Annotated in this window: 17 protein-coding genes; 8 read left to right on the forward strand and 9 right to left on the reverse strand. The window is 40.7% G+C overall.

What is annotated here, in order from left to right; genetic code table 11:
• Positions 1 to 51: 51 nt before the first annotated feature.
• From LEP1GSC199_RS05595 to LEP1GSC199_RS05610, 4 genes are read left to right on the forward strand one after another with little or no spacing between them, the layout of a single operon-like run.
• Positions 52 to 1,860: a chloride channel protein gene (locus LEP1GSC199_RS05595; protein ID WP_039926188.1), complete on the forward strand. Its 1,809-nt coding sequence runs from the start codon at positions 52 to 54 to the stop codon at positions 1,858 to 1,860.
• Between the two features lie 38 nt (positions 1,861 to 1,898).
• Positions 1,899 to 2,447, forward strand: a complete 549-nt coding sequence (locus tag LEP1GSC199_RS05600; protein ID WP_002978930.1) for an ATP-dependent zinc protease family protein — start codon at positions 1,899 to 1,901, stop codon at positions 2,445 to 2,447.
• A gap of 1 nt (position 2,448) precedes the next feature.
• The gene (locus LEP1GSC199_RS05605) at positions 2,449 to 4,035 is read left to right on the forward strand and encodes a 7TM domain-containing protein (RefSeq protein ID WP_002978784.1); all 1,587 of its coding nucleotides are present in this window, start codon (positions 2,449 to 2,451) and stop codon (positions 4,033 to 4,035) included.
• Complete coding sequence (locus LEP1GSC199_RS05610) at positions 4,032 to 4,982, forward strand: alpha-L-glutamate ligase-like protein (RefSeq protein ID WP_002978842.1); 951 nt, start codon at positions 4,032 to 4,034, stop codon at positions 4,980 to 4,982. The genes LEP1GSC199_RS05605 and LEP1GSC199_RS05610 overlap by 4 nt, the downstream gene beginning before the upstream one ends.
• Before the next feature lie 15 nt (positions 4,983 to 4,997).
• On the opposite strand, the gene LEP1GSC199_RS05615 is transcribed toward LEP1GSC199_RS05610, so the two are convergent.
• Positions 4,998 to 5,510, reverse strand: coding sequence for a DUF6580 family putative transport protein (locus LEP1GSC199_RS05615; protein WP_002978868.1), 513 nt, complete (start codon positions 5,508 to 5,510; stop codon positions 4,998 to 5,000).
• An 83-nt stretch (positions 5,511 to 5,593) separates the two neighbouring features.
• Between LEP1GSC199_RS05615 and mazG the strand changes: the two genes are divergently transcribed.
• Both mazG and LEP1GSC199_RS05625 read left to right on the forward strand, forming a co-directional pair.
• A complete protein-coding gene (mazG, locus tag LEP1GSC199_RS05620) occupies positions 5,594 to 6,517 on the forward strand; it encodes a nucleoside triphosphate pyrophosphohydrolase (protein WP_002978860.1) in 924 nt (307 codons plus the stop codon).
• A gap of 7 nt (positions 6,518 to 6,524) precedes the next feature.
• Positions 6,525 to 6,944, forward strand: a complete 420-nt coding sequence (locus LEP1GSC199_RS05625) for an LIC_13241 domain-containing protein (protein ID WP_002978801.1) — start codon at positions 6,525 to 6,527, stop codon at positions 6,942 to 6,944.
• Here LEP1GSC199_RS05625 and lpxD read toward each other — a convergent pair.
• From lpxD to LEP1GSC199_RS20740, 4 genes are all read right to left on the reverse strand, one after another.
• The gene (gene lpxD, locus LEP1GSC199_RS05630) at positions 6,941 to 7,999 is read right to left on the reverse strand and encodes a UDP-3-O-(3-hydroxymyristoyl)glucosamine N-acyltransferase (RefSeq protein ID WP_002979015.1); all 1,059 of its coding nucleotides are present in this window, start codon (positions 7,997 to 7,999) and stop codon (positions 6,941 to 6,943) included. The two genes, LEP1GSC199_RS05625 and lpxD, sit on opposite strands and share 4 nt — an antisense overlap.
• 92 nt (positions 8,000 to 8,091) lie before the next feature.
• Positions 8,092 to 8,529: a DoxX family protein gene (locus LEP1GSC199_RS05635; RefSeq protein WP_002978981.1), complete on the reverse strand. Its 438-nt coding sequence runs from the start codon at positions 8,527 to 8,529 to the stop codon at positions 8,092 to 8,094.
• A gap of 79 nt (positions 8,530 to 8,608) precedes the next feature.
• Positions 8,609 to 9,250: a RibD family protein gene (locus tag LEP1GSC199_RS05640; RefSeq protein ID WP_002978922.1), complete on the reverse strand. Its 642-nt coding sequence runs from the start codon at positions 9,248 to 9,250 to the stop codon at positions 8,609 to 8,611.
• Complete coding sequence (locus tag LEP1GSC199_RS20740; RefSeq protein ID WP_322113120.1) at positions 9,247 to 9,486, reverse strand: (2Fe-2S)-binding protein; 240 nt, start codon at positions 9,484 to 9,486, stop codon at positions 9,247 to 9,249. Before LEP1GSC199_RS20740 ends, LEP1GSC199_RS05640 begins: the two co-directional genes overlap by 4 nt.
• Before the next feature lie 69 nt (positions 9,487 to 9,555).
• Between LEP1GSC199_RS20740 and LEP1GSC199_RS05645 the strand changes: the two genes are divergently transcribed.
• Together LEP1GSC199_RS05645 and LEP1GSC199_RS05650 are read left to right on the forward strand one after the other, a co-directional pair.
• Positions 9,556 to 10,911, forward strand: coding sequence for an MFS transporter (locus tag LEP1GSC199_RS05645; protein WP_039926209.1), 1,356 nt, complete (start codon positions 9,556 to 9,558; stop codon positions 10,909 to 10,911).
• A complete protein-coding gene (locus tag LEP1GSC199_RS05650) occupies positions 10,908 to 11,135 on the forward strand; it encodes a hypothetical protein (RefSeq protein ID WP_002978805.1) in 228 nt (75 codons plus the stop codon). The genes LEP1GSC199_RS05645 and LEP1GSC199_RS05650 overlap by 4 nt, the downstream gene beginning before the upstream one ends.
• Positions 11,136 to 11,153: 18 nt before the next feature.
• On the opposite strand, the gene LEP1GSC199_RS05655 is transcribed toward LEP1GSC199_RS05650, so the two are convergent.
• From LEP1GSC199_RS05655 to LEP1GSC199_RS05670, 4 genes are all read right to left on the reverse strand, one after another.
• A complete protein-coding gene (locus LEP1GSC199_RS05655; RefSeq protein ID WP_002978966.1) occupies positions 11,154 to 11,963 on the reverse strand; it encodes an LIC13212 family protein in 810 nt (269 codons plus the stop codon).
• 69 nt (positions 11,964 to 12,032) lie between these two features.
• A complete protein-coding gene (locus LEP1GSC199_RS05660) occupies positions 12,033 to 13,079 on the reverse strand; it encodes an alpha/beta hydrolase (protein WP_039926189.1) in 1,047 nt (348 codons plus the stop codon).
• Positions 13,079 to 14,584 carry a DUF2779 domain-containing protein gene (locus LEP1GSC199_RS05665; RefSeq protein WP_039926190.1) on the reverse strand — a complete coding sequence of 502 codons (1,506 nt, stop codon included), beginning with the start codon at positions 14,582 to 14,584 and terminating at the stop codon, positions 13,079 to 13,081. Before LEP1GSC199_RS05665 ends, LEP1GSC199_RS05660 begins: the two co-directional genes overlap by 1 nt.
• On the reverse strand, positions 14,577 to 15,569 hold the full coding sequence (locus LEP1GSC199_RS05670) for a helix-turn-helix transcriptional regulator (protein ID WP_002978831.1): 993 nt from the start codon (positions 15,567 to 15,569) through the stop codon (positions 14,577 to 14,579). The genes LEP1GSC199_RS05665 and LEP1GSC199_RS05670 overlap by 8 nt, the downstream gene beginning before the upstream one ends.
• Between the last annotated feature and the right edge of the window lie 21 nt (positions 15,570 to 15,590).

Consider the following 15,590-nt stretch of genomic DNA (forward strand, 5'->3'; position numbering starts at 1 on the left):
GAGGATTCAGAATTTCCTTGGGAATTTTAGGCGAAATTACAATCTTGTCCTATGGGGTCAAATTTCGGTCTAAAGGACGTGTTTTCCATCCAGGGACCGCGATCGATTTATGTCTATTCTCTACTCATTGGACTGCTTTCGGGATTTGGGGCTTATGGATTCAACTGGGCCTTAACCTGGACAGAATCCTTTACCTTTGGTAACCTGATGGGTTATGACCCAGGCATTCCTGCGGGCGACTTAAATTTCCATTCCACTGGCTCGGTTGGGCCCATCTCTCCACTTTGGGTAGTTTTTTTACCCGCATTCGGTGGACTGCTTGTTGGCATCATCACTAGTTTCTTTTGTTCAGAAGCCCAAGGTGGTGGGACAGATTCACTCATCTACGCATTCCATTTTAATGAAGGAAAAATTCAGACCAAAGTTCCTTTTTATAAAGCACTCGCCACCATACTTACGTTAGGCTCAGGTGGGTCAGGGGGAAAGGAAGGTCCCACAGCACAAATTGGAGCTGGATTTGGTTCTAGTTTGGCTGGGTTTTTAGGTGCTGGAGCTCGGGCGAGAAGGACATTGATGTTAGCGGGAACGGCAGGTGGACTCGGAGCAATATTTCGTGCTCCCCTGGGTGGTGCCATCACCGCAGTCGAAATGGTATACCAAGAAGACATCGAAAGTGATTCTCTTGTTCCTTGTATTCTTTCTTCTGTGACGGCCTATCTTACTTACACGAGCATTGCGGGGAGTGGTTCTATTTTTTCCGTACAAGTATACAGTTTGAATGACTACAGACATATCCCATTATACATAGTCCTCGGGCTTCTTTGTTATGTTGTGGGATATTTTTTTGTGAAAGTTTATCATCTAGTACAAGATATATTTTCCAAACTTCCCTTGCCAAACTTTCTAAAACCAGCATTTGGTGGACTACTTGTCGGTTGTATTGCCTTGTTATTTCCTGAAGTTTTAGGTTCTGGTTTTGGACTGATCCAAAGAATGATCAATGGTGAAGTTTTAGAATCCACTAGTTTTGGATTTTCGGGTCCTTTTTTCCTATTGGCTGTAGCACTATTTAAAGTGTTTTCCACTTCACTCACGGTTGGTTCAGGAAGTTCTGGAGGATTACTCGGACCGTCCTTTGCCATCGGTGGCATGTTAGGTGCCTTTGTGGGTTCTATGGCACAAGTTTTGTTTCCAGAATTAAATATCATTATCTTTCCCTTTCTCTTGGTAGGTATGGGTTCTTTTTTTGCGGGTGTGGCCAGGGCCCCCATTGCAGGAATGATTATGGTTTGCGATATGATTGGAAGTTATGAACTTCTGCCACCGCTGATGATTGTCTCAGTCATTGCTGTAGTATTGTCGCACCGAACCTCTATCTATCGGAACCAAATCAAAAATAGATTTTTATCTCCTTCCCATCATTGGGATATGAACCAAGACATAATGGACCGAATTCGTATCACGGACCATTTTTCTGAATTTCGTAAGTATGCTATGGTCTCAGAACATCTTTCCCTTACGCAGTTACAATCCAACGCGCCAGGCATCCAAGCCAGTGATTTTATACTGCTGGGAACGGGGGATGAGTATAAGGGCATTGTTTCTTTGCGAAAAAATAGAATCCTTCCAGAATTTGAAGCAGATTTGAAAAATCTCATTACTTGCGGAGAAATTGTACAAGATGTCCCTTCTGTTTGCACAAATGACACTTTAGGTAAGGCCCTTCGCATTCTTTTAGAATATGATGTCGACAAACTTGCAATTGTTGAAGATGGTAAATGTTTGGGTTATTTGAGATACATTGATCTATTCAATGCATATCAAAATGAAGTGAAAAATAAGCAGCGTAAGTCAGCATGAGAATCGTCGGTCAATTTAGGAAATATCTACAAGCCCCAATGGGACTATTTTTTCGATGTTTCCTATACATTCTCGTATTTGGTCAGATTTTTTTATTTCTCAACTGTTTTGGCTCCAAACAAGTTATAGAGAAAAAACCAGATTCGCATATCAAACCGATTGTCATTCCTCCCCAATATTTGAAACCAATTGTAGGTCGCGTAGAGTGGGTTGAATTTCCCAATTGGAAACTGAAACTTCGTGCTCGTGTAGATACCGGAGCTAAATCCTGTTCCATCCACGCTATCAATATTGAGAGAGTCACTGAAAATGGAGAAGTGTATGTTTTGTTTGATACCTTCGTGGACGAAAAACCAGTTCGTTTAAAAAGTAAGTTTGTCAAAGAAGCAAAGGTAACCAATACTTCGGGTGTATCTGAAACTAGAATTATCATTAGTGAAGTGATGAAGATGGGAAAATATAAGGAGGAAGTTATCATTAACCTGAATGATAGAACCAATCTTACCTATCCCATACTTATTGGTCGAAACTATCTAATGGGTAAGTTTTTAGTAGATGTTTCGTTGTCGCATGCGTTAGGGGATTAGTTTGGACCGTAAAACTTTAATCACCGTATCTATACTTATTATTTTGCCTATCGTTTCGATTCTCTATAAGTTAAAAATTGCTGAACTGTCCTTACTTCCTATGGAGGTAGATGATACTGTTAACTTACAAGTAGTCATCCTTCCAAAAGAAAATGTGGCTGTCTCCGAAGTGACCTTTCCTATACCGAAACAATTCATCCAATCTCGAGTTCTTAAATCCAATACCAAAATGGAAGATTTAGAATTTCGCCTGCAAAAAAAACAATATGGGCATTTGGGAATTTGGGAAGGAGAGGACTGGAATTCTTCGATTGGTTACTATGCAAAGATAAAAATCCTGCCATACACACATACCAATCCAGAGCCAGAAATCGTTACTGAAAATAGAAAACAACCAACCAAAGAGCCATATTATCTTTCTTTGAAGAATTTTTCTCAGGAAGAAATTCGTTTAGCAAAAAAGTTATTTGAACAAATCCATCCTTACGACAAAGACAATGTTGCCTCCGCCAAACAAATATATTATTTTATTTCAGAGGAAGTTTTAAATACGACCAAAGAGATCTCACTCGCAGATACAATACGTTTGAATAATGGAAGTGCCTATACACAGGCCATGTTATTTTCTTTACTCTGCCGTCTGAAGGGAATTCAAGTTAGAACCGTTGCCGGTTTTGATTTGTCCAAACAAAACACAAAGGACAATAAGGTTAAACTCAGTTTTTGGAACGAGATCCGTATTCATGGAAAATGGTATTTTGTATCTACGTACAAAAATATATTTGCTCATAACGTAAATGGATATTTGCCTCTTTGGAAATCGGTTGAGGAGAAACGTTCTCTTGGGGAGGAACCGGCTACTTTCCGTTATACGGCCTATATCACAAAATCCAATGTAAATCGTTATAATTTCAAAGAGTATAGCGAAGAAGTGGCTTCGAGTAATAGTTTTTTAAGATATTATTCTTTGTATAGTTTGCCTACACCATTACAGAATTTGTTTCGTTTGGTAATCCTTATTCCAATCGGGGCCTTGGTTTTGTCTGTGGCCAGGAATATGATTGGAATTCCTACCTTTGGCATTTTTACCCCGATTTTACTTGCTATGTTTTTTTATGAAACGAATCTCCTATTTGGGATTAGTTTTTTTCTTTTAATGATTGGGCTTGGTTTTTTTGAAAGGTATGCTTTGGACAAATACTATTTACTGGCAGTTCCTAGACTTTCCATCCTACTCACTATCACCGTTATTACGTTAATTTTATTTTCTGTTTTAAACGAAGAGATTTCTTTTTTTAATCAGATGAGTGTAACTCTTTTTCCGATTGTCATTACCACGATTTTTATTGAACGATTTTCGATTATGATCATTGAAGAAGGGGTTATGCATTCCTTTGTGACTTTAGCGGGAACATTACTGATAGCCCTTATCAGTTATATGATATTCTTTTTTGGATCCTTACAAATCCTCTTTTTTACACATCCAGAACTACTGTTTGTGGTGATTGCCATTCAAATCCTTCTTGGCCAATACAAAGGTTACCGTGTATCGGAGCTTTTTCGGTTTAAGGAAATATTTAAGTCGTGATTTCTCTTTTCAAAAAATTTGAAGAAGAAGGAGTCCTTGGAATCAATCGCCGGATTGGTGAATACATTTTACCTTACAATCCAAGAGAATACTATCCGTTAGTCGATGATAAATGGAAAACAGCAGAACTCGCAAGGCAATTCCATGTGCCTATGCCCTACCATTATGGAGTTGTAGATACTTTTGGTGGGATTCGTAATACTCGGGAACTCATCCAAGGCCGACCGGGTTTTGTTGTGAAACCAGCAAACGGTGGAATGGGAAATGGGATCCTTGTGATAACACGCGAGTCGGAAGTTGCCAATGGTTCTATCCAATACCATAAGGCAGATGAGAAAACTCTTTCGGAAAAAGAACTGCAACATCATATCTCAGGAATTTTATCCGGACTTTATTCTTTAGATGGAAATTCCGATTCTTGTGTTTTACAAGAACGATTGGAATGCCACTCTTTCTTTCGTGAGATATCCTTTCGTGGGATTCCAGACATTCGTGTGATTGTATTTTTAGGATATCCAGTGATGGCAATGTTACGTTTGCCTACAAAGGAATCGGGGGGAAGAGCTAACCTCCACCAAGGGGCACTCGGTGTGGGAGTTGATCTTCACACGGGAGAGCTCACTTACGCGATTTGTAATGATAAAATTATTCAGACTCATCCAGACACAAAACAGGCATTAAGTGGAAGGATCCTACCTCATTGGGAAACCATTTTAGAAATGGCCTCTCGGTGTTACGATATGTCCGGACTTGGGTATTTGGGTGTGGACATAGTACTCGATGAAACAAGAGGGCCACTACTACTCGAAATGAATGCAAGGCCAGGGTTAGGGATACAAATTGCCAATCGGATGGGGTTACGAGATCGTTTGCAATTAGTGGAGAGGATAATGGATTCGGCAGATGGTCCTAAAGACCGAGTCCACCGAATGTTTCAAGAATTGTAAAAAGAAAGTTAAGTTTTAAGAGTTTTGTTTTGTTGTAACAAATACGGTTCTATTGAGAAAAGCCATAGATCCAAAAAGGATTCCTGAATACACTAAGTCTCCCGCAATCGAGTTTTGGAAAAAAGGAATGGCGAGTGTAAAACAAGTCACAAGGCCAGAAACGTCCAAAGTATACATTCCACTCGTCACCCAAACCGCAAGGTTTGTGAGAATAAAGAACACAACCGATCCGGCCACGGTAAATCCAAAGGATTTTGTAAGCGAAGATCCAATTTGTTTGCCAAAAAGGACAGCTGCGATCATAAATCCATACACTACTGGCATTAGGTCATGAAACCCAATGAAAAAATCAGAAACAAACATCGCCAAAATAGGAATCAAAAGAGCAAGTCGTCTGTCTGTCAAATAGGCACCCGAAAACAAAGAAACAGCCAAAATAGGCGTAAAATTCGGTGGGTGTGGTAGGATACGGCTGATGACAGTAGCGATCACCATGAGGATGGCAACGGAGACACGGGATTGGAACATAGGGATAGACTCGTAAAGGGGGGGGCCTTTCGCAAGATAAAATTTCCGTTTGCTTCCCGCAAGGTTCGGGAAAAATACAATCAGTGAACCCTCCTAATTTTGATTCTCCTTTGGAAAACCTACTGGCACTTACCGCAGACCTCCGTAGCCCCGGAGGATGCCCTTGGGACAAAGAGCAAACCCACCTTTCTGTCATTCCTCATTTACTGGAAGAAACCTACGAAGTGGTGGATACCATTGAACGAGGTGACGACAACCACCTAAAAGAAGAACTCGGGGACTTACTTTTCCAAATCACTTTCCATAGCCAACTTGCTAAAGAACGCGGTGCTTTTGCGTTTCAGGATGTGGCAAACGATGTGTTCCAAAAATTAGTCTTTCGCCACCCCCACGTTTATGGAAATACAGACGGAATCCATTCCGGTGAACAGGTCCTTACCCAATGGGACCAGTTAAAACAAAAAGAAAAAGAATCCAAAGGGAAAATAAATTCCGACAAAAGTATCCTCGCAGGAATTCCGAAGGCACTCCCCGCCATCCAAAGATCCGAAAAAATTCAAAGCAAAGTCACCAAACAAGGGTTTGATTGGCCCACCGTTGCCGGAGTTTTTGAAAAGTTTCAGGAAGAAATTAAGGAATTGGATGTGGAATTACAATCCAAAGGATCTTTAAATTCTAAAAAACTAACCTACGATGAAAGGGTGGAAGATGAGTTAGGTGATCTCTTCTTTTTATTAGTCAATTTATCCCGTAAACTTTCCGTTGATCCTGAAACTTGTTTACGGCGAGCCAATGAAAAGTTTGAAACTAGGTTTCGCATCCTAGAAGACTTGGTAACACAAACAGGAAAAACATTGAAGGATCATTCCTTGGAAGAACTGGATGTGTTTTGGGACAAAGCGAAGTTACATTTAAAAGGAACCTCGGCAAACACGTCTCCGCAAACCCCGAACTCCAAAAACACCGCAACGGAAAACTCCACCACAGACGACAAAGGAAAAATCTAAACTAACGATGCATTCTCTTGATTTAAACGATTTACCATTTTTACAAGAAGAGTCTTTGCGAGTCTTTCGTTGGTTACTTGCCGAATATCCAGAGATGGAGAAGGCAAAGAGTCCGGCTCAGGAAAAGCTAACAAAACTTACCACAGAACAAACGGAATCTCTCTCATTCCCCATTCGTTGGAATATTGAAAAGAACGGACAGATATTAGAATGGGTGGTTTCGGATATGGGGTCCGTTACTCTTCGGTTAGGTGGTTCGGAGGGGAACCGAAGAAACCCGGCTCCTATTTTTTATTTGAGTCTTAGGAAATCAGATAGGGGTGAGTTTCACTGGACCGATCCAGAAGGAAATCCTGTCCCCTTTCCCGATCCGTCCATTCACAAAGACATCCAAAACCGAATCCAATTGTATATAGATTCGATTTAAGTTTCCTTAGTTTCGATCCCTACTTTTTTTTCAATGTTTTCAATTCGTTTGAGCCATTTGTTTAGGTTCACAATGTTTTTGATATTCACACGATACTTTTGAAACTCTGGGAAGGTAAGCCCCAAATCCCATCCCACATAAACATCTTTTGTTTTGGGAGAAGTGCGCAGGCTTGATCCACCAGCAATGATGGTTCCTTCGATCAATGTGATATGGTCACTAATGGCACAAGCACCACCGATGATTACGTGGTTTCCAAGAGTGACACTTCCAGCAAGACCAGATTGGCCTGCAATGATGACATGGTCTCCCACCTTACAGTTGTGAGCAATATGAACCATATTATCAAATTTACATCCATTCCCAATGGTTGTATCAGTAAGAGCCCCGCGGTCAATGGTACAGTTACTTCCTACTTCAACATCGTCACCAATGACAACCCGACCCACTTGCGGGATTTTGTTGTGTTTTCCTTCAGCAAATACAAATCCAAACCCATCGCCACCGAAACTAGAATTCCCGAATACGATGAAACGTTTGCCAACAATGGTATCATCAAAGAACACACAGTTTTTTCCAATCCTTGAACCATCACCAATATGAACTCGGTCGCCAATTTTCACTCCATCTTCAATGATGCAGTCTTTTCCAACGGTAGAATCTTTGCCGATGGTTACAAAATGTCCGATGTCTGTGTTGGATCCAACTTTCGCTGTGGGATCGATGACAATATGTGTGCTATGTTTTCCTGTGGGTTGTTTCTCAGGAAAGAAGTGGCGAATGATTTTCGCTGTCGCTAGTTCTACTTTAGGAACTATGATTAAAGCTTTTTCTGTGAGTGAGTCTACAACATCTGAAGATACAACGAGTATGGGAGCTTTAGAAGCTTTTGCTTCATTTACAAATGTTTTTGCTGCTACAAAAGAGATTTCATTTGCAGTCGCTAATGAAAGTGAGGTGAGTCCAGTAAAAGAAACAGAAACGATACTATTTGTATTCTGAAATTTTGCTTCTGGTAGTAGTAACTGGAGAGTAGATAGGTTGATTTGGTTCATCTCCGATTCCTTATCGATGGTTTAAGACAAGGAATCAGAGAGGTCAAAGTTTGGCTAACACTATTAGATAGTATTAGTCATGATTTTACTAATTATCCTTCGATTTTATGTGCGATGATATCATCTAAAGAGAACGAACCCGCGCCTTTGATGATTAATGGAAGTGCAATGCCAACAGCAAGGATGTGATATTCGTAACCATAACCATTATTGTTAACAAAAAAACCATTTGGTAAGTGTACAAGCACTGCTGCCACAACCATAGTTACAGCTATTCCAAACGCTGCAAGGCGTGTGAAGAGTCCAAGGATAAGACCAATCGCTCCGAAAAATTCTGCAACGATTGCAAGAATTCCAAAGATGTAAGGGATCCCTAAACTAGAGAAAAAACCCATAGTTCCTTCGAATCCGTATCCACCGAAAACTCCGAGAACTTTTTGTGCTCCGTGTGGGAAAATTGCGATGCCAAGTACTACACGAAGGATAGTGAGTGTAATATCTTTGTTTGTTGCTATTAATTTGTAAAACATAGAACCTCTTATTGCTGAATAGTTTAATATCAAACTATTTGATGCTAATGGAACCCGTCAATCCTAATTTTAAAAAAAATTAGCCTTTTTCATAAACGAGGAAAATTTCATTTCCCTTGGCAAAATGGTCTTTTAGGGTCCAACTGTTTTTGTCAAAACCGGGAAGTTCCGAATTACGGTCGGCAAGTCCGGCAAGTCCGGTTTTTCCAATGATAAAAGGAACTACGGTGATGTAGATTCTGTCCACAAGGTCCGCTTCCAAAAAGGAAAAATTGAGTTTGGGCCCACCTTCCAAAATCACATTTTTGTATCCTTTTCGTTTGAGGATTCCCGTGACTTTTTTGGGATCGATGTCGTCAGAATCCAGAGCAAAGATTTCGGCTTTGTTCTCCAGGCTCGTTTTGATTTCTTTTAGATTCGATTTTGTACAGATAATTAAAGGGATATGGTCGGATTCTTCAAAGACATGTTTGTCTGGAGGAAGGGTTCCTTTGCGAACCAAAATGACTGGCCTTGGGTTGAGTGCATTGGGTACGGCTCGAATTTTGACGATAGGATTGTCGTTTAATATAGAGTTTTTTCCAATAAGGATGGCGTCGGATTGCGAACGATACACATCCATCTGGGTTTTGTCTTCGCTGGATGTGAGGCCATACCAACGACCGTCCGGTCGAACGACCTTCCCGTCCAAGGTCATAGCCATATTGATCGATAATTTCATGAAATTTTCCTCCGTGAGAGATTCTGCAATTCGCGCTGGAGGATGTGGTACACCTGCATGGAGCAGGTGCCGCAGCCGGTAGAGGCCCTTGTGGTTTCTCTGATTTGTTCCATTGTCACGGCGCCCGCATGGATGGCACGGACTAATTCATCTTCAGTCACCATTCGACATAAACAGACCCGTTTGGGTCTCATGAGGGAATTTAAATCGAAAGGATCCATACCTGAACTATTCATTTGACAGATTTAGGAAAGGGAGGGAAACTCTTTAATTACTTTCAACCAAGGAAAATTCAAACACCCTCTATGTCCCAAGACAGAACCCCGGAAGCCAAAAAGAAAAAAAACCGTGAAATTTTTGGATGGTGTATGTTCGATTTTGCGAACTCCTCCTACACCACCGTCATCATCAGTGTTGTTTATTGTGAGATATTTACAAGACTCGTTGTTCCAGCAGATATGACCTCGGACAATCCGTACCGAATGGGAAACTCCCTTTGGGCTTGGGCACTTGCGGCATCGTATTTGTTCGTTGTTGCCACAGGTCCCATCTTTGGTGCCATTACGGACTATAGTTCTAAGAAAAAACTCTTTCTTTTCCTTAGTTATGTGGGTTGCGTAGTCGCTACTTTTCTACTCTACTACGTGGAACCAGGAATGGTTTGGCTTGGGATGGTTCTTGTTGCCCTTTCCAATTTTTTCTTTGCCTCGGGCGAGAACTTTGCTTCCAGCTTTTTACCCTTTCTTGGTTCCAAAGAGGACTTAGGTAAAATTTCTGGTTATGCTTGGGGAATTGGTTACTTCGGTGGAATTGGTTCTGTTGCTCTTGCGACAACTCTTGGTGATTATACTTTAGATAATTTTCAGAACTTGAAGTTAGTGGGACCTTACACTGCCATTTTCTTTATGGTTGCGGCCATTCCGACATTCCTTTTCCTAAGAGAACCACATTTACCACTCGGTGTGTCTCATCATGTAAACTATTTTAAGATTGGAAAAGACCGTGTGGTGCAAACTTTAAAAGATGCAAGCCACTTCAAAGACTTAATGATCTATTTAGTTTCGTTGTTCTTTACTATGGCGGCTCTTGCCATCGTGATTTCTTTTGCTTTCATTTATGGATCACAAGAAATTCATATTGAGGCCGAACACAAACAAGCCATGTTTATCTTTATTCAAATTTTTGCGGCGGTAGGTGCCCTTGCCTTCGGAGTCATCCAAGATAGCATTGGTGCTAAAAGAACATTTAACCTCACACTTGTTCTGTGGCTTGTGACTTGTGCGTTGATTTATTTTGTACACGACCTCACAAACTTTGCCAATGCCACTCTTGGTAAAACTTGGACAGTCCAATGGGTTTTTGTGTTTATTTCTTCTCTTGCGGGAATGGGACTTGGTTCCACTCAGTCTGCTTCGAGAGCCCTTGTGGGTATCTTTAGTCCTGAGTCCAAATCGGGAGAGTTCTTTGGAATGTGGGGTCTTTCTGGTAAAATTGCAGCAGCTGCGGGACTATTTTTATTCGGTTACATCCAAACACTCGTAACTCTTAGAAATGCCTTCCTTGTGGTTGCTTTCTTTTGTTTTCTATCACTACTCATTAACTTGTTCGTAAATGAAGAAAGGGGAGTAGAGGCGGCAAACCGTTTTCAAGAAAAATCATGATAGTTGAAGATGAGGACGATTTTGAATTACACCAAAGCCAAAGAAATTTGGCTTTGGCTACCATTGATGAGCTTATGTTAACAAAGATGGATCTATTGGATGCAGAAAAAAAAGTGCCTCGTTTTATCAATAATGCACTTTCGTATTTAAAGAGAAAGTATGTGACAGAGGAGCAAACGATTTCGCAACTCCTCATCAGTCGGAGGGAAAAACAACAAAATTAAAAAGTGAGGTTCGTTTTGTTAGTTTGTATTGTAGTCCAAAATTTTTGTGATCATTTGTTTTTGATCTAGTTCAATATTACGTAGTTTGAATGCTGTTTGTTTCGAGATTTTACGTAACATCTTTTTGTAAGATCTCATGATATGTTTTTGTTTATCATAAGGAAGTGGATCTTTTTCATCATTCAAAACCATAGTAATGTCTGGTTCTGCTGGTTGTACTGGATCATTTGGCCAAATGGTATCGGAAGTAAGGGATCTATAGTATTCCAATCGAATATCTGAATTTGTATCTAACTTAGCTTCTCCCTTTTCGTCTTTGTCTGGGCTCTCTGATTTTGGAGAAGGGTTCACAAGTCTTCTCATTTCTTTTACGTGGATGGTTCCATCCGCATTCACACGGCGAAAAGTTAGGATGATTTTTTCTAGGTCGCTAAAGTCTTCTTTTGGATAAATATAGGCAATCCCATCGTATAAAAACACTGTCGGATAATCAATGTAAGACTGTCCTTGCGGGAGTTTGATTTCCAAGTAAGGTTTACCATCTTTATCTTTTTTATACAGTTCTTTGTGTTCATCAGGTGTATGTGCTAAGTATTGTGCTGCTGTTTTATCCACTCCCAAATCTTGGAGTTTTTTCATTTTACGCAAGTTCCCGATGATGTTTGCGTGGAGGGTGTCGATTTCGTTATCACCAAACCCGTTTTTTCTTTGAAGATCGATTTGTTTTCGGGTCTCGCGTTCCTTCAAGGTAGCAGATGCCGGTTTTTCAGCGTATAGGGCCGAAATTCCAAGTAGGAAGGAAAGAGCGATGGAGAATCGTAGAATCATGACGTACCTCAGAGATTTCTGTCTTTTATAGTATCGAATCCTTCCTTGTCGATTCTTGAATGGACTTACTCAGATTTTTATTTGTGAAAAAAATCGTGTGAAAGATTGGAAAAGGTCCATTTCCGCTTCTTTGGCTTTTGGAATGAGTCCTGTCAGTTGGATGTATCCATGGACAAGGGAAGGGAAATGACGTTCTTCCACCTTCACACCGGCAGATTGTAGGAGTTTTGCGTAGGTTTCCCCTTCTTCACGTAAGGGGTCAAAACCAGCAATTCCTATGTACGTGGGAGGAAGTCCTTTTAGTTCTTTGGAGTCAGCGAGAACCGGTGAGTTGTTGTGGAGGAACCTATCTTTTTGGTTCGGAAGGTAGTTTTGGATGAACCACCGCATGAGAGAACGTGTGAGGACATAACGTTCCCCAAAGAGTTCGTAAGTTTCCGATTCCTTTGAAGTATCTAACATGGGATAGAGAAGGGCTTGGAATATGGGAACGGGAACTTTGTCTTTTTTGGCTCTCAGACAAAGAGAAGTGGCAAGTAAGGCGCCTGCACTATCTCCACAAACAGCGATCGCATTTGGGGATCCTCCAAAGAGGTAGGCGGTGTTACGAACATACTGGTAAGCAAGCCATACATCATCATGGGCAGCAGGAAATGGATGTTCTGGTGCCAAACGATAATCCACAGCAATGACGATGCTCTTTGTGTAATGAGACATTTTACGACAGAAGTTATCGTGAGTATCCAAGTTGCCAATAGTGAGTCCTCCACCATGAAAGAAAAGGATGGTGGGAAGGTTTCTTTTTTGTGGATTTGCGTTGTAGACTCGGATAGGAATGAAAGAAGCGCTGGGAGTGGGAATGAGTTTGTCTTCGATGTGTGGGATCGGAAATTCCGGTTCATCGAAGATCCGCATTTGATCGCGGTAGTGCCGGCGTGCCTTTTCAGGACTCATTTGTTCCATTTTGGGAAGAAACCGCGCGATGTTACATGCCAATGCGCAATGCGGATCCAAAGCGCTAGTTTCCGGTTGGTTATTTTTCCGAACCAAAGTGGAAATCCAATGTTCTGGTAACGAAAAGACAAGTTGTGCGACTGATTTTTTGATACCTAACATTAAATAACCGATAATCGTTCTAATAACATTCTATAGATTAAAAACAAACCGTAACTATCTAATTTGCAGTAAGCTTTCAAATCCTCCAGAACACGTTTTTTTTCTTCGGCTGTCACCTGCTTTTTTATTAATCTTAAATATTGGTAGTTTGCATCTTGTCCTTCACGAATGGAAAGTCCTCCGTGACTTTCTGTGCTAAAACAAGGCAGTATTTCTTTCAGTGATGCTTTGCCATTTTGGCCGGGATGGTAGATCCAAAGTTTCTTAAAAGGCATCGCCAGGTCGATAAACAGCGATTTGACTCTCTCCCAAAACTCTAAAAACTCAGGAAAGGCTGCGGCTGTCTCTTGGATGATCAGTTTTTCAAAGAAATCACTGAAGGAGAAGATGGTAATCCCTTCCGGTAGGTCTTTTTGTAATTGGGCCAAAACAGGGAAACGGGGATCTGTTCCCAGGTCTTCATGTAAATAAGTTTTGTGAGTCAAGGTATCATTCTCTGTGTCCCAAATATGTAAGGAATAGAGATAGGGAATGTGTTGGAATGGCCTGGTATTCGGGTAGAGGGGGATGTAGGGATTGATGGACTCAAAATCTAAAAATGCTACAGTTTTTGTAACATTCGTTAGGTAATTTTCAAAAGTATTTCGATCAAAGTAAGTTTTTCCTGTTAGATGAGCCTGTTTTTGAATCTTTTGAATGGGTGTAAGTTCCGAATCGGGAACGGTTTCATACGAATGATAACCCAAGGCAAACCACTGTTTGGCTAGTTCGGAACTGTCTCGGAAGTCAAAGATTTCTTTGGCATTTTCTTTCCCTTCCGCACAATGGCTAGGGGACAAACAGGTTTTCAGAGATCGGCAACTGCGTTTGGAATCCAAGAAGGAAAACCGTACAGTTTGTTCGTTTGTTCTTTCTACTTCCTCTTGGAACTGCTTCCATTCTTCTTCACGAGTTCCCGCCTCCGATTCCATTCGGGGAGTTATGTCTTCTGTCAGTAAGTAGTCCTCTGGAGTGATTGAGTCCCCAGGGAAAAGATATTTGGTTTGGATGCGAATGAGTTTGTAGCCGACGATATTCAGTGACATTCCTTCCGCCACTTGTTTGTGAAAGTAAAAGGAACGGAGAATGTCTTGTTTGATAGAACCGATGGGACGAAAGTCCCAAAGAATCCAACCGTCCCTTTCCGGATCGTATTCTAAATACTCTACGGTCGAAACAAAATGTTTGTAACGAAGGTGAGCATGGAAGATGGACTTCTTTTCTAAAATCCATTCTTTCGTTTTTAGAAAACTTTCTTCTCTATCCATAGTTTTGTCTATGGTAGCTGAAGTTGGGAACTGGTTTCTACAAAGTTGGAGAAAATCTCCCCATTCCAAATAACCGCCGTAAGATGAAGAAGAGGGTTTGGGGACTATGCCTTCTTTTACTAAATGGAAAGCATTGTTACATCTTAGGTACTGTAAAAACTGAGACTTGGTAACGGGTGTAACCGGTTGATCAAACAAATTGATACAAGTCTTCCCAATGTTTTGTATAGGATTGGAAGTTTTTTTTCCAACCTTCGGAAGTTGAGACAAGAGCTTCAGGAGAGAGGACAAAAAATTGGAAGAGGGCATTTTGGTTTGTAGTTCTCACTCGGTATTCGTCGCCCACTTTTTCAAAACTCGCACCTTCCAAATATAATTTCCAACGGTCTTCAAAATCAGGATGAATTTGGAAAGGAATTTCGACTTCTGGATGTTTTGTAAGAAGCAGTGGATGAAAATTTAGATCTTGGTTTGTAATTTTAAGATTGGATTGGAATTCTTCTTTGGATTCTTTTTTGACAATGATTTTGGGAAGGATAAACCGACGTAAGGATTTTTTCCCACGGTCATAAGCAAGTAGATAGAAGTCAGTTGTATTTTTGCGAACGAGTCTGTAGGGTTCGATGGTTCTTTCTTTTACGTCATATCCGTATTGGATGGTGAGGGCCCTTTTGTCTTTGATGGCTTGGAGGATTTTTTCTGTATGGGAAGAGTCGAGAATTTCTTCCGATATAGATTCTTCCATCGGTTGTTTTGCAAATTTGGGAATGAGATCCAAATGATAAGAAAAAAGTTTTTGAGAAAGGCTCAATCCTTCCTGAGTGGGTTCAGTGGAAAACAAAACACGAGATAGATATTCTAACTCTTCTTTGGTGAACTTAAGAGTACGATCTATAGATTCTTTCTCTAAATAATAAGGGAAAAAATCTTCAGATTGGTAACCAAACTGAGCTACTTTTATATTGAATCCAAGGCTTTTGAGTTGGTTCAGGTCGCGGTAGAGTTTTTTGCGATCTGATTCCGTGTCCTCATTTTTATAGAACCTGGGCATTATGTTACGAAACTTTTGGAAACTAATCCCTCTCGGTTCACGGAGGAGATTGAAAAGTAGTGCAAAGAGACGAACCTCCGTCTCATTCATTTTTTTCACTTCAATCATGGGGAAGTCTTCAAAAGAAGTCATATCTTCCCAAATTGTTTGTTT

The organism is Leptospira vanthielii serovar Holland str. Waz Holland = ATCC 700522 (assembly GCF_000332455.1).
Taxonomy (GTDB): domain Bacteria; phylum Spirochaetota; class Leptospiria; order Leptospirales; family Leptospiraceae; genus Leptospira_A; species Leptospira_A vanthielii.